The organism is Streptococcus sp. 29887 (assembly GCF_032595075.1).
Taxonomy (GTDB): Bacteria; Bacillota; Bacilli; order Lactobacillales; family Streptococcaceae; genus Streptococcus; species Streptococcus iners.
This window is the reverse complement of the sequence record NZ_CP118735.1, coordinates 375,852-390,352: the sequence shown is the minus strand read 5'-3', so window position 1 is coordinate 390,352 and position 14,501 is coordinate 375,852. Positions and strand designations below refer to the sequence as shown.

Genomic DNA, 14,501 nt, shown 5'->3' with positions numbered 1-14,501 from the left:
CACTTGTCAAGGAATTATACAAGATTTTTAAAAACTTTTACGTAAAACCACTCAAAATCTCCCATAAATACGTATTCTACTGCTCTTGTGACCGTTAAACAAAAACAGAAATTCTGAGTATTTTAACCCAGAATTTCATTATTATTCGATTATTTTATGAAAAGGTTTGCTCGCTGATTTGAATCTCATTTTCTACTACATCAGCCAACAAGTTTGTCACATCTAGGTGATCCAGATAGTAATCCGTTACCTTGTCTCGAATCTGATTTTCAATCACACGGCGCAATGGACGAGCTCCCATAGCCTGATCATAGCCTTCTTCCATCAAGAACTCTTTGGCTGCCTCAGTCACTTCTAAGTGAATACCTTTTTTAGCTAGGGTCTTATTGACCTGGGCTAACATCAAATCTACAATTGCCTTGAGGTCTGCTTTGCCCAAGTGTTTGAATTCGATAACTGCGTTGAAACGGTTGAGAAATTCCGGACGGAAGAATGGTGCAATACGGTCCATGATATCTTGCTCTTCTTCACCTTCTGCCATTCCATAACCAAAACCAGCATTAGAAGTCGCGATAATAATGGTATTTTTAAAATTAACTTGGTTGCCCTGTCCATCAGTCAAATGCCCGTCATCTAGCACTTGCAAGAGGAGGGTAATCACTTGTGGGTCTGCCTTTTCAATCTCATCCAAGAGGACAATGGAGTAAGGATTGCGGCGGACACGTTCGGTAAGAGTATGGGAATTGTCGTCGTAGCCCACATAACCTGCCGTGGTCCCAATCAGCTTGGAAACGGCTGTCCTATCGCTGTATTCAGACATGTCCAAACGAATAATGGCATCCTTGTTACCAAACAAGTCTAGCGCTAACTGTTTTGCCAACTCTGTCTTACCCACACCTGTCGGACCGACAAAGAGGAAGGAACCAATCGGACGGTTTCCGTCATCAAAACCTGCACGATTCCGACGAATGGCACGAGATACAGCTTCCACCGCATCGTCTTGACCGATAACATTAGCTGCCAGACGATTTTTCAATTCCTTGAGTCGTTCAATATCAGAAGCTCCCATTTGTGAGACTGGAATTCCTGTCATCCGCTCAACCGCCTGAGCCACATCATTAACAGTCGCTACCACTTTCTGTTGCTCTGTATGAGTGTCAATCTGTTTTTGTAGCTTATCAATACGGACTTTTTCATTCAAGGCTTTTTCATAATCCTCTTTCTCAGCTGCTTCCAACTGCAACTGTTTTGCCTCAGCCATTTCTGCTTCCAAGGTCTGAATATCTGTCACAGGATGTTGTGCAGCCAAGTGTGCAGCAGTCACATCGACCAGGTCAATAGCCTTATCAGGCAAGCTACGTTGTGGAATATATTGGACGGAATAATCAACCGCAGCTCTCAAAACCTCATCTGGCAAGGCAATATTGTGGTGGGCTTCATAAAGCGGCTTAATCCCTTTCAAAATCTGGTAGGTGTCTTCTGCGGACGGAGCATTGACCTTGACTTCATTAAAACGACGGGCCAGAGCGGCGTTCTTGTGAATGGTATTGCGGTATTCGTCCTGTGTAGTGGCACCGATAACCGTCAATTCCCCACGGGATAAAGCTGGTTTGAGAATATCCGCTAAGCCCTTGGAACCGGAGTCTCCACCAGTACTACCAGCTCCCAAAATCTGATGAATTTCATCAAAGAATAGAATGATATTTCCTGCTTTTTTGACTTCATCCACAAGATTTTGCACATTTTCCTCAAAAGCTCCACGATACTGAGTCCCAGCTTCCAAACCTGAAATGTCGATGGAAATGATTTCCTTGTTCTTAATGGCTGCTGGCACATCACCATTGACAATGGCTTGAGCCAAACCTTCTACTACCGCTGTTTTACCAACACCTGCATCACCGACCAGAACAGGATTATTTTTCGTACGACGAGCTAGGATTTCAGAGGTTTCTTGGATTTCCTTGTTTCTTCCAATAACAGGATCCAGCTTACCTTCACGCGCATCTTTGGTCAAATTGCGACCAAGTTTTGCCAGAATTCCGTCTGACTTTATCTGACCTTTAGCCTGTGCTTGAGCCACTTCTTCTGTCTGTGGCAGGCGACCAGTCTGACGGTAAAGGGCAAATTCCTCTGGGGTCACTTCACGCCCATTGATAGAATAACGGCGACGTTCTGTGCTGTAGCCACCCATATTGCCCATGAGTTGATTGAAAATATCGTCCATATTGTTAAAGTTATTGAAATTGTTGTTCATCGTTTATACCTCGTTTATAAATTCTATTTCTTTTGACTTTTACTGACCTTTATTTTTAAAAAAATTGATTTAGTCTTTTAGTTTGCTTTTAGTACTAGCTCTAAAGGTTTGGGGAACCTTTGGAGGGGGAAATAGAGCGAACAAAGTTCGCATCAAAAGCTGCAGGTAGCTTCAATAGTCCAGCGAATTATTAAAGCTTGGAAATCGCGCTTACGATAGTAAGTAACATTCGTAAAGTACGGCAAAGCGAGTTAACGCAGTAATAAAAGATAAACTAAATGACGCTAATAGGGTATAATCCTGTCTTTCATAGCAACCTCCTTAGAAGTTTGTCCTTTACTGACCAATTGTTCAATATGTCAGTCAAACTTTTGCGTTTGACCTAAACTGACCTTTTGGTTAAAGAAATCGTAAGGTCCTTTACCTTACGAATCTTATTCTACACCATTGGTCAGTAAAAGTCAATGATTTTGTTTGACCTTTTTTGACTTTTTATAGTCGAATGAATTAGCTTTCAGACAAGGAACTGAGGCGCAGGCTATACTAAAGTATGGCAAGGCAAAAGTGACGATGTATCAAAGTTAATTCAAATGACTATAAAAAAATCTACCTGACGGTAGATTTAGATGATAATCCCTTCCAAATGATCCAGTTCATGCTGAACAATCTGGGCTTGGAAGTCTGTCAGCTTTAGGCTCTGCTTTTTCCAAGAAGCATCCAAAAACTCCACTTCAATCTCCTGATAACGAGTGATCGGACGGGTACCTTCCAACGATAGACAGCCCTCCTCGGTCTGATAGGGCTTGGCCTTGCTGATGAGGACGGGATTATACATGACCAGGTTGGTAAAACCCATGTTGACGATGATAATCCGCTTTTTGACGCCAATCATGTTGGCCGCCATGCCCACGCAGGCGTGAGCGTTGGCTGTTAGGGTGTCCTGCAAATCCTGACCGACTTGTAAATCCAGTTGCGTCGCAGGTTCAGACTTCTGCTGCAGGAAGAAAATATCTTTCATAATAGGTTGAATCATGGGGTGTCTCCTTATAGTATTATGTTAGTAGAAAATAAATTTCTTTTCTGTTGAATCAAATCTTAGAGAAGTAAATTCATCTTTGCAAAATTTTAAAAATTCAATCAGATAAATTACCTCGAGTGCACTTTTGAAATAATCCTCATTCCCACTTTGAAAACCATCGAGTAATCCAACAAGCGCTTCTATAAAAACATCTAATGCTATTATATTAGTATCTTCTATAAGTTCGAAAACACCTTCTAACGCTTTTTGTAAATCCTCAAAACTATTCAAAATTTCGAGAATTTTCTCCTGCTCTTTTTCTATATACTCAAACTCTACTTTAAAATTTATCCCTTCTAAGCTTTTAACTAACTGAGGTATTTCTCTTAAATTTATCAGTCCTCTCTTACAACGAAACATGAATAGATTAAAGATAAAATTTTGAATAAACCATTCATCACTATATTTTTTAGATAAGAGCTCAATAATCCTTTCCTGACTCGGAATAGTTGTCACAACCGGTTTAAATTTCTCTTCAACAATCTGTTGATAAGTATTCTCCATATCTTCCTTATTCATCAAGACAAGTACTTTTTGATTGCGGTGGTTGGCCAGGTGATCTATGAATCCAAGCAGATCGTTATAATCTTCGGGATTATCTTTTTGGTTTTCACTATAAGTAACACGTTCCAAATCGTCGAAAATAACAAGAGAATGTTTTTTCATCAAATCTAAACCCAGAATTTTATAAGACCATTTGACTAGACTACTGACAACAGGAATATGGTCTAAACTACCAAAGGTCGAATGTTGCTCAATCTCTTCAATCAAAACCCTCTCGGCCTGTTCCCTTGTCCGAATACCAAAACAGGAAATGTAGTAAATTTCACACGGTTTGTAGAGTTGATTTTCAAAGAAAGTCCGAATAAAGTGGGTTTTCCCGCTCCCCCATGCACCATTTATCCAAAATATATTTCTTCCCAGCTCTTCCTTTCGATTCAAAAAAGAAACCAAGTCCTCTTGGAAGGAGAAACTATATTCAGGGTATGCATCTTCATCTAATAATGAATAACGAATAAAGTTATACCGTCGCAAGATGCTCAAAATAATCTTCGCTAGAATCAGCAGAAAGGTGGATACTAACAAAATAGTCAATCTATTCACATAAGGCCATTGTATCCAGGAAAAATTCATTAAATAGTTACTAACAGGTTTAAGAATTTCCTTCACCAACTCTTCTCGCAAAAGAAAATAGACAATCCACGCCAAAGCTAAACCTTGCTTGTATCTTCGGACAAACCATCTCTCTCCGCTCCAATCTACTCGTCGTACAGACTTTTTGGCGAGTTCTTTTAACTTTTTACAAATTTTTTCTTTCATAACTTCCTCCTCATTTTAGTATAGCAAAAAAGCCTAGTTCTCACTAGACTTTCCTTATTTATTCTTGGCAATAAATCGCAATAGCTTGACTAACAAAACTGGCTGTTCCTGGTCCACCTGCTCGGTCGATATTGACTGTAAATCGTTCATCGTCAACGTACATAATACCTAGCCCCTGCAAGATTTCCTTGGTGCAGGGGTAGAAGTTTTCTGTGATATAAGCCTGCAGGTTGACCACCTGAGCCTGTACATCTGGATGACTTGCTTCCAAGCTCTGCATTTTTCCAAAAGCTTCAAAAATACTCTGCATCTCTCGGGCAAACACTCGGTCCTTACTGGCATCGTAACCTTCTTCAAACTCAGCATAGGCCGCAGTCTGTCCCCACCGCTCCTTGGCCTCCGCCTTGTAGGCTTCTAGTTGACTGCTGTCAAATGCGTGAAAATCCATGACTTCTCCTCCTTTTTCTGTAAGCAATCTGGCGTGATTGATGATGCGGTCCAGCCGTTCCCTTTTGAGCTCTAAAAGGGTAATATGGTCCCGAAAGACCTGCTGACGATTGACTTCCTTCACGTCCAGAAGCTGCTGAATATCTTTGAGAGGAAAATCCAACTCACGAAATAAGAGAATTTCTTGCAGACGAGCCAAATTCTCCTGATTATAGTAGCGATAACCATTTTCAGCCACAAATGCTGGTTTGAGCAAACCAATCTGGTCATAGTGATGCAAGGTCCGCACCGTCAATCCTGTCAACTGACTGACTTGCTTTACCGTCCATTTTTCTGACATGGAAACCTCCTCTCTATGACAGTATAAGGGATAACGTAGGGTGAGGGTCAAGAACTTTATAAAATTTTTTCCCTCATCTCACTCCACCCTCACCGGCACGCGCCCATAGGTCTGCTCTGCCATTGCGTCAGCGCCCAGTTGATAGACCAAATCCGCCTGCTGGGTCAGGCTGTCCCAGGGCTCTTTGCCGATCCGCGTCACTAATCCCACCCGCTCCTTGACGGTCTTGAGATAGGCCTGGCCTCGAGTTGAAAAGCCTAGGACATGGACCGCTTCTGGCAAGGGACTTTCCACCGCATTGACCAGGATGTAGGTCAGCACCCGCCGCACCCGCGCCTTGGTGTAGCGTTTGGTCGCAACAGTTTCCACTAACTCCTCCACGGTCGCTACGCTCCCAATAGCAGAGCGGATACGACTAGCTAGTTCTTCGTTGACCTGAAAGACCTGACTGAGATCTGGGTGGGTCGCAATCTGGTAGCGGAGCAGAGGAAAATAGTTTCTCCAGCTTACCTTGGTCGCCTCTTCAAAGAGACTAGCAGACGGTAAAAAGTCACGCACCAAGTCCAGCTGGTCAGCACCCTTGCGGATAGCTGTCGCCGAGGCGTAGGACGTTTCCACCTCTTCCGAGTGAAACCCAGCCCCCTGCCGCTGAACAGGGCTGAGCTGAATGCCTGTTCCAGCCACCGCCTTGGCGTAAGCCAGAGCCAGAATATGATTGGGCGTGTCACCTGTGAAGGTTAGACCCGCAAATTCCTGCCACATAGCCTGGGTCTTCTGTGGATAAGAAAGATGGTCAGGCAAGTTTTTCACAAAATTTTCCATCTCTTCCGACTTATCCACATAAATATCCGCGATTTTCTGGTAATCCAGCATTTCTTCCGTACCGAAAACCAGTTTTTCCACACCTAGCCTGTGTAAAATGCTGATTGCTCCCTTGGCAAAATGGTCAGCCGACTGGACCGACACTAAAAAGGGCATCTCAACAACAAGATCTGCCCCGTGTTCCAAAGCCATCTGAGCCCGTGTCCACTTATCCACAATGGCTGGCTCACCCCGTTGCATAAAATTACCAGACATAACCACGATTTTCAAGCCTTCCGCCTGTTCCAGCAGGTATTTATGCCCCGTATGAAAGGGATTGTATTCTGCTATTATCCCTGAAATCATGCCCTACCTCCTAGATTTTATTCAACCATCTACAACCTAATACCTAAATTACAGCAAACTCTTTTTCTGCAATCTGTACTGCTTCAAGTATATCCTCTTCTGCTAAAACCGTGCGTTTTGAGATAACTCTTTCAACCTCTCGTTCAATTATTGACTCTCTAGTAAACATCCTATTTTTAACAGATTGCTTTTTCTGGAACATGTCTTTAAGTCGTTCTCCTAATTTCTTATCGAAGATATTATTTTGAATTTCTTTAAACTCTTCTTCTGAAAGCGCCATAGCCATAACAATATCAATAAATTCTTCTTTTAGAATTGCAAACATCTCAATTCTGTCATCTTCTATATAGTTGTCTAAAACAACCTTAGAACCAACAGCAGCCAATGTTCCACCAGCTACTGCACCTACAAATGATCCAACTGGACCTAAAAATGCTCCAGCAACCGCACCACCTGCAACTCCACCTAGTAAGCCTGTTCCTGCTACTAGGCTATTTTTTAATAATTGTTGGCTAGATATTCTACCTTGCAGTAGATCAAATACGTCCGGACCTACAGTAATTCCGAATGAAATAACTCCTGCTGCTTGTCTAGCAACAGTATTGGCTGCGACATTCTTAACTGTTTGATCAGCGATTTTTTTAGTAAGAATTTTTCCAATTTGTTGAGAAGCTGTGTATATAGCTGCGCCCAACAATATCGTTTTTACTCCAGAATAGATTGCTGATTTTGCAGCTTCTTCAGTATCTTTTCCAGCCCATTTTTCCATTGCAAAAACAAGGACAAAGCTTATTCCTGCAGCTGGAATAGATTGAATAGCTCCATCAATGGCATCATATTTTAATGAAACAATATTTCCGCCCTTGGCAACCAGTTTTGCCTCATTATAAGTAACATTCCCTTTTCTAATAATCAGATAGGCATCATCAGGCTCACTATGACCCGGAACTTTTCCAGCTTTTATTTTTTTCTTCATGAGTTGAATTGATTCATTATACTGGTCTTTAGGAACTTCTAACTGCATCCCCTTATAACGGTATTCTCCTCCATTAGCCTTATCAAATGCTGCATTTATCGTTCCACTAGCTTTTGCATAGTATTTTGTTTGAATTTTTTGATTTCCAACAATTCTATCTGCCCCATTTTTAACATTATCTCTCCCTACTTGCTCTACTTTTTGGAAAGGATACTTTATCTTGTCTATTACATTATTAGCATATTCAGCTGCATGCCCATGTCCTTGAGGAGCTTTTGCAATAGCATTAAATTGAATATCTTTCAAATGAAAACCTAGCATCATATTTAAACCTATAATTGATCCTATTTTAGCTCCATTTTGAAAATTCTCTGTATGAAAATCATTTTTTTGCAAACGATCAATAACTTTTTCTAAATAGTTTTCATGTAAATCTGCCGTATAACCTGTTTTGATAATTGAGTTTAAATTTGCAACTATATTTTTTTGTTGAGCGTCATCAAATTGAAAATTTAGTCTCTCAATCTTATTAGGATAAAAAAGTAGAATTTTTTTACCCTTACAAGTAATCTTCCATAAACCTTTTAAAGGGAAAAACTTTTTGCTAATTTTATACTTAACATCAGCATCATTATTGCTATTTTCGATTTGTTCTCTAAAATAAAATCCATCCTGGGTTAACAACAAACCATATTCCAAAAACTCCTCGTCAATTTTGCTCCTAATAGGACTATAGCCAAAAATCTCCAAATTCTCTACGTCATTAACTGTACAAACAAAATCTTTGCTCCCCAATATAAACCATCTAGCCCGACCGTAGGGAATCTGCGTACTAGAATATTCAAAAGACTCGGCTAATTTGCATAAATAATCACGAATAATATCTTCATCGTATTCATGTATTTGACGACTTGATTTTAACCATATTTGAAACAAAGCTACATAAACTAATAATAACAATAAAAGAATAACAAATATTGCAACCAAGATAATGATAGCTACATTCATATCCAATACCACCTATTTCTTCTTACACTTGAAAAACCACCGCTGGCTAGTTTCTGTCGGAGCTTGATTTTCAAAGTCCGCAAAGACTTCCACAGAGGTAAAGCCAGCTTCTTTCAATAATTCCATATAGGTTTCAATCGGATAGGTCCGCTCTTCATGAACTTCATCCCGACGAATAAACCGCTCCTCTTGACTGTCCTCATCTTTGACAAAGAAGGTCAATTCATGAACAATCGAATGCTCATGCTCACCTTCATAGGTATCCCAGACAAAGGCAAAATCCTCGTAGTTTTCATGGTAGCTGTAGCCTGCAAATACTTCCTCCATTTGATAGATGGAGTGAACGTCAAAAAGGAAAGTACCACCTTGATTGAGAACAGAATGAACGCCTTCAAATACCCGCAAAACGGCTTCTCGGTCTGCCATATAGCACAGACTGTCCGAGTAACAGGTCACCGCATCAAAATCTCCAACACCTTCCAGAGCCATCATATCTGCTTGGGCCAGTTCCATCATGACACCAGCAGCTTCTGCTTTTTTCTGAGCCAATTCCAACATTTCATAGGACAGATCAAGCCCTGTCACCTCATAACCCTTTTGAGCAAAACGTACAGCCTGAATCCCTGTCCCACAGGCCAATTCTAAAATTGTCTTGGTGTCTTGTGGCAAGTTCCGCAAGCTAAAATCTGTCCATTTATCATACAAGCTGTCATCCATGATTTCATCATAGACCGCCGCAAATGTTTCATAAGTTGCCATATTTTCCTTTCATAAAAAGCAGCCAATCGACTGCTTCATTAACTTACTCAGTTTTCAAGAAGTCCATCACTTCTACTCAAACAAACTTAAACTCTCTATGGTCACTTTCGAGTTTCAGGGTGACCAGCTGGAACGCTTCCTTACTTTATTTTAGGTCAGATCCGAATAGCCCACAGGACTTTTCGTATCCACCAAACTGTCTCCTTATTCCTCGTCTAAAAAGTCTGCGACTTCCAAGAAGCTACCTTCGTGCCATAATTTTTCAAGATTGTAGAGGTCTCGCATTTCTTCAGAAAAAATATGCACCACAACACTACCGAGATCCAAAAGGACCCAGCCACCAGTGCTATCACCTTCGACACGGCCACCTTTAATACCGGCTTCTGCAACCTTTTCACGGATATTTTCCGCAATAGCATCCAACTGGCGACTATTCATTGAACTGACAATTACAAAATAATCTGTCAAGCTAGTCACACCCTGAACATCAACCACAACAAGGTCTTCAGCTCGCTTGTCATCAGCAGCCTGGACTACAACTTTTACTAAATCTAGTTCTTTCATTTTATCCTCTTAAAATATTTTCTAATGTATCTACCTGGGCAAAATTCCATGACCAGATGTTTTGGTAGTGGTCAATCAAGTCTTTGGCATCCATTTTTCCTGTATAACCTGTCGTTGTTCCATCCTTTATAATTGCGAGTTGATAGCCGTACTCAAAGGCAACCTTGACCGTCGTATCAACACAAAAATTGGTTGCCATCCCCATAATGATGAGCTTGTTTATCTTTTGTTTTTGCAAGTAAGAATGAAGCCCCGTCTCTTTGAAAGCACTATTGAAAGTTTTATCGAAAATCATTTCATTTTCTAAGGGTGCAACCAAAGGATGAATTTCCCAATCAGGCGTATCTTTGACCAATTCTTGATCGTGATGGCGAATATAGATAACCTCAATCCCTGATTGTCGAACCAGTGCAAGACTATCTTGCCAAAGCTGGAGCCTTTCTTCAATAGCAAATGGCTTACCCTCCACTACCAAATTCTGAATATCAATGACTAATAGTGCTGACTTCATCTTACCTTCTTAACTCTCCGACATAAGCATTATAAGTTTCCAAAGTTTGTGGATAAATGGGAACCCCCTTCTTGGCCAAGTAGGAAATGGTCTGGGCAGTTTCATAAGCTACCGCCTTGTCCAAGGACTCTTTTGCGATACGACGCGCCTCGTCCACCCCAGGAAAATCCCGATTGGGTTCGATGTAGTCCGCCACATAGAGTACTTTGTCCAGCAAGGTCATCTGCCCAGCACCAACGGTGTGTCGTTGAATGGCTTGGAAAATCTCCTCATCTTTCAAGCCAAAATCTTCTGCGATCTTATAGGCGCCAACTACACCATGCCAGATGTTATTATCCCAGTTAAGCAGGTCCTTGTCCAAATTATACTTGGCAATCAAGTCCAGAAAGACTTGGTCTTCCACTTCCTTGGCATAATCATGCAAGAGTGCTGCCAGACTGGCTTTTTTCGGATCACAGCCATATTGGTCTGCCAAGGCAAGCGCCGCCTCTTCCACACCCAAGACATGTTGAAAGCGCGCTGGCTTCATGGCTGCACGGATTTTTTCCAAAAGAGCCTGACGGTCAAATGTCAAATCTGTTGCAATCATTGGTAAAGTCCCTTTTCTTCGATATAGTCCAGAACTTCATGAGGCACCATAAAATTCGGCACTCGTCCTTGCTTGATAAAACTACGCACCATGCTGGAGGAAATGTCCATCAAGGGTACATCTACCCAGATAACCGGATAGGACGTCCCTGCCTTATAACGAGGACGCTGGACACCAACAAACTGCACCAACTGGACCAATTCATCAATCCTGTGCCATTTTGGAAGGTAGTCTACCATATCTGCACCGATGATAAAATAATAATCCGTATCAGGATTTTTTTCCTTCAGCAATTTCATGGTGTCGTAGGTATAGCTGACACCACGGCGTTCTAGTTCAATGGTTTCAATCCCCAAGCCCTCTATACCTGCAATAGCCATCTTGAGCATGGAATAGCGATGGTATTCGTCAATAGTTTCTTTTTTATCCACATGAGGTGGAATGAATTCTGGCATGAGCAAGACCTCATCCAACTTCAACTGTTGACGGACCTGGTCTGCCACAATCAAATGAGCATTGTGGACAGGATTGAAATTCCCTCCCAGAATCCCCACTTGTTTGCGATTGGTTTCTTTCTTTTCAACCTCTAATTCAACCTTGGTAAAGGGTGTTAAGAGTTCAATAGCCATAGGCTCTCCTTCTTAGATTTCTTTGACCTGTTTGGAAATTTTACGGTTCTCTTTCTTGCTAGATTGTTTGAATAAAATCAGGATGCGACCGATTTTTTGGACCGTATCCACACCGATTTCTTCTTCCAAGATTTCAGCTACTTCGTGGATGTTTTCATCCGTATTTTGTAGCAAGGTCACCTTGATCAATTCACGCGCATCTAGCGCCTGACGAACACTGGTTTTAATCTGGTCATTTAGACCATTTTTCCCAATCTGAATGATGGGTTTAAGACTGTGTGCCTGACTGTTCAAAAAGGCACGTTGTTTTGAAGTTAATGACATCTATTTTTCCTATGTTTCTATATTTATTGGCTAACAAATGTAACCAGTACGCACATCTAAATAATGGCCTTACGGATGACCACATCCACACCCTTAGGCGCCCAGGCAGCAATCTTGGCCTTTTCATTGACACGAATCCAACCAAGTCCTGAGAAGACCACATCCGTCTTCTCGGTGATGGTAAATTCATGGCGGACCAATTCTGGAAATTCTTTCAATTCCTTGCTGGTTGGCGGCACTAAAAGTGAGCCCGCATGTTTCTGGTAAAATTCACTAGCCCCCTGCAGTTTGGTGCGGTGGAGTTGCAATTCATTGTCAAAGAAGGCCGTAAAGCCTTGGCGTTCACCAGCCACAAAGTCAAATCGTCCCAGACCAGCCAAGAACAAGGTCTGTTCTGGATTGAGCTGGTAGGTCTTTGGCTTGATTTCCTTGCGAGGGCTGATGTACTTGAGGTTTTTAGCCGTCAAGTAATGAGCCATCTGGTGACGATGGATAATTCCTGGCGTGTCATAGATGTAGGAACCATCATCCAGAGGAATTTCAATCTTATCCAGTGTCGTTCCAGGGAAACGTGAAGTCGTAATGACATCCTTGTCCCCTGTGATTTCTTGGATAATGGCATTGATCAGCGTTGATTTACCGACATTGGTCACGCCGACCACATAGACATCCCGTCCCTTGCGGTGCTGTTCAATCTTTTCAATCAAGTCCTTGATAGCCTGCTTGTTTTGAGCAGAAGTCAAGACCACATCAACTGGTCGCATGCCGATTTCATGCGCCCGCTCGGTCAACCACTGAGTGACCTTGCCTGTCTTGACAGACTTGGGTAAAATGTCCTGCTTGTTGCCGACCAAAAGCACATCATTTCCAGAAATAAAACGAGGCAAACCTGGAATGACTGACCCATTGAAATCAAAAATATCAATGACATTGACCACCAAGGCATCACTTTCTCCTACGCTATGGAGGAGTTTCAAGAAATCGTCATCCGAGATATTGACATCTGAAATCTCATTGTAATGGCGCAAACGGAAACAACGCTGGCAGTAGAGTTGCCCTGTTTCCAGGCCTTTTTCTAAAGCTGATTGAGGTGTAAATCCAGCAACAGTCTTATCTGTCGTCTGAATCTGGGCACCACAGCCGATACAAAATAATTCTTCCACTTACATCTCCCTCTTGTAATCTATCGCTCCATACTTAGCGATGATTTTTTTCATGGTCCGCCGCTCACGCCAACGGTTAATCTGCGTATTGATAGAGTCCGTCTGAATCAAGGGTTTGACCAGCACAGACTTGAGCCCAGCTCGCTTAGCAGCCCGAATGTCTGTCATCAACTGATCCCCAATCATAACCACCTCATGTGGCTGAACATCAAAGCGTTTTAAGGCGCGGTTAATCCCAAAGGTGAAAGGCTTGAGCGCAAAGGCTTCAAATTCAATCCCAAAAGGTGCAACTGCTCGCTTGACCCGCTCGTATTTGTTGTTGGAAACCACCACAACGGGAATGCCTGCGGCCTGTAAATCCTGTAACCACTGGCGCATCTCTGGCGTACCATCGGGATTATTCCAAGCAATCAAGGTATTGTCCAAATCGACAAAGACTACCTTGATACCCTGTTTTTTCAAACTATCAACTGTCACATCATAGGCCTTTTCCAAGGCAAAATCTGGCATATAATTTTCTAACGTCACGGACTTCTCCAAAGATTTTTATCAGACAATTATACCATTTTTCTAGGAAAAAGGCGAATAGATAGCCAAAAGGAAAACACCCGGTGGAACCGAGTGCCAATTCTATGAACCTATTTGCTTTCTAAAATCCAATCCTTAGGAATGAAAATCATATGGGTCAACAACCAATCAATATCCAGCGAGTATTTTGAAAAGGCAAATCCAATTTCCTCAACACCGGATTCTTCCTTATCTAAGCCCAAAATAATTGCAGCATGACCATAATCAGCATGACTATCATCAAATAGACGCCAAGTTAGAGCCTTGTAAACCAATTTTTTGGCATCATAGAGCGTATAAGCCTCTCGATATTCTGAAAAGGCTAGACAGTCCTTGCCTTTTGGCTCGACACCCTTGATTTGAGCAATAGCAATAAGACTATCATAGTTGTGATAACGGAGGGAGCTACTCAAGGATTGAGCCAAACTGTCTGCATAATCCAGGGCTAAATCACTGACCTCCACAGCTACAGTTCCCAACTGTTCCCGCAATGGATTGAGCAAGTTCGCAGCAAAGCGAGCTAACTCTTCACGGATTTCCTGTGGCAAATTCTCAATATCTTCCAGAATAACCTTTCTATCTTGCTCAGAACCCTTGTAGACATTGATGTCTAGCCCCTGCTCACCCAGTTTTTCCAGTTCCGAATCAAAACCTGTTTTCCCAGCTTGAACATATTGAGCGAGAGTTTCATAGTAACCTTCTGGCAAGATGATCCGCTCTAGGTTGTCAGCTCTTTCAATGATTGTCATGGTTTTCTTCCCCCGTATGTTTGATATTCTTATTGTAACAAGATAAGGGAAAATTG

General features: G+C 41.9%; 15 protein-coding genes. All 15 read right to left on the bottom strand.

Translation table 11 applies throughout. The annotated features are described in order from the left end of the window. Positions 1-154 precede the first annotated feature (154 nt). The 15 genes from PW252_RS01955 to PW252_RS01885 all read right to left on the bottom strand — a co-directional run bounded on the left by PW252_RS01955 (position 155) and on the right by PW252_RS01885 (position 14,445). Complete coding sequence (locus PW252_RS01955) at positions 155-2,254, bottom strand: ATP-dependent Clp protease ATP-binding subunit (RefSeq protein WP_248050168.1); 2,100 nt, start codon at positions 2,252-2,254, stop codon at positions 155-157. Between the two features lie 622 nt (positions 2,255-2,876). Beyond that, complete coding sequence (locus PW252_RS01950) at positions 2,877-3,287, bottom strand: peptide deformylase (RefSeq protein ID WP_248050171.1); 411 nt, start codon at positions 3,285-3,287, stop codon at positions 2,877-2,879. Positions 3,288-3,311: 24 nt separating this feature from the next. Continuing rightward, a complete protein-coding gene (locus tag PW252_RS01945; protein ID WP_248050175.1) occupies positions 3,312-4,652 on the bottom strand; it encodes a P-loop NTPase fold protein in 1,341 nt (446 codons plus the stop codon). A gap of 58 nt (positions 4,653-4,710) precedes the next feature. Continuing rightward, positions 4,711-5,439 carry a MerR family transcriptional regulator gene (locus PW252_RS01940; RefSeq protein ID WP_248050183.1) on the bottom strand — a complete coding sequence of 243 codons (729 nt, stop codon included), beginning with the start codon at positions 5,437-5,439 and terminating at the stop codon, positions 4,711-4,713. 78 nt (positions 5,440-5,517) lie between these two features. Beyond that, on the bottom strand, positions 5,518-6,606 hold the full coding sequence (locus PW252_RS01935) for a nucleotidyltransferase (RefSeq protein ID WP_248050200.1): 1,089 nt from the start codon (positions 6,604-6,606) through the stop codon (positions 5,518-5,520). 43 nt (positions 6,607-6,649) lie between these two features. Then, positions 6,650-8,590 (bottom strand): hypothetical protein, encoded by a 1,941-nt coding sequence (locus tag PW252_RS01930; protein ID WP_029751050.1) that lies wholly within the window; start codon positions 8,588-8,590, stop codon positions 6,650-6,652. Between the two features lie 12 nt (positions 8,591-8,602). Continuing rightward, the gene (locus PW252_RS01925) at positions 8,603-9,349 is read right to left on the bottom strand and encodes a class I SAM-dependent DNA methyltransferase (protein ID WP_024404210.1); all 747 of its coding nucleotides are present in this window, start codon (positions 9,347-9,349) and stop codon (positions 8,603-8,605) included. 204 nt (positions 9,350-9,553) lie between these two features. After that, a complete protein-coding gene (gene rsfS / locus PW252_RS01920; protein ID WP_172017998.1) occupies positions 9,554-9,913 on the bottom strand; it encodes a ribosome silencing factor in 360 nt (119 codons plus the stop codon). Position 9,914: 1 nt separating this feature from the next. Beyond that, the gene (locus PW252_RS01915; RefSeq protein WP_172017996.1) at positions 9,915-10,424 is read right to left on the bottom strand and encodes a cysteine hydrolase family protein; all 510 of its coding nucleotides are present in this window, start codon (positions 10,422-10,424) and stop codon (positions 9,915-9,917) included. Between the two features lies 1 nt (position 10,425). Continuing rightward, complete coding sequence (gene yqeK / locus PW252_RS01910; protein WP_248050202.1) at positions 10,426-11,013, bottom strand: bis(5'-nucleosyl)-tetraphosphatase (symmetrical) YqeK; 588 nt, start codon at positions 11,011-11,013, stop codon at positions 10,426-10,428. Then, positions 11,010-11,642, bottom strand: a complete 633-nt coding sequence (locus tag PW252_RS01905; protein WP_014637492.1) for a nicotinate-nucleotide adenylyltransferase — start codon at positions 11,640-11,642, stop codon at positions 11,010-11,012. Before PW252_RS01905 ends, yqeK begins: the two co-directional genes overlap by 4 nt. 12 nt (positions 11,643-11,654) lie before the next feature. Next, entirely contained in the window at positions 11,655-11,966 is a 312-nt protein-coding gene (yhbY, locus tag PW252_RS01900) for a ribosome assembly RNA-binding protein YhbY (RefSeq protein WP_004195298.1), read from the bottom strand. A 56-nt stretch (positions 11,967-12,022) separates the two neighbouring features. Continuing rightward, positions 12,023-13,129, bottom strand: a complete 1,107-nt coding sequence (gene yqeH, locus PW252_RS01895) for a ribosome biogenesis GTPase YqeH (RefSeq protein ID WP_029186836.1) — start codon at positions 13,127-13,129, stop codon at positions 12,023-12,025. Next, positions 13,130-13,657 carry a YqeG family HAD IIIA-type phosphatase gene (locus tag PW252_RS01890; RefSeq protein ID WP_105118579.1) on the bottom strand — a complete coding sequence of 176 codons (528 nt, stop codon included), beginning with the start codon at positions 13,655-13,657 and terminating at the stop codon, positions 13,130-13,132. A 110-nt stretch (positions 13,658-13,767) separates the two neighbouring features. Then, positions 13,768-14,445 (bottom strand): SEC10/PgrA surface exclusion domain-containing protein, encoded by a 678-nt coding sequence (locus PW252_RS01885; RefSeq protein WP_248050205.1) that lies wholly within the window; start codon positions 14,443-14,445, stop codon positions 13,768-13,770. Positions 14,446-14,501: the final 56 nt, after the last annotated feature.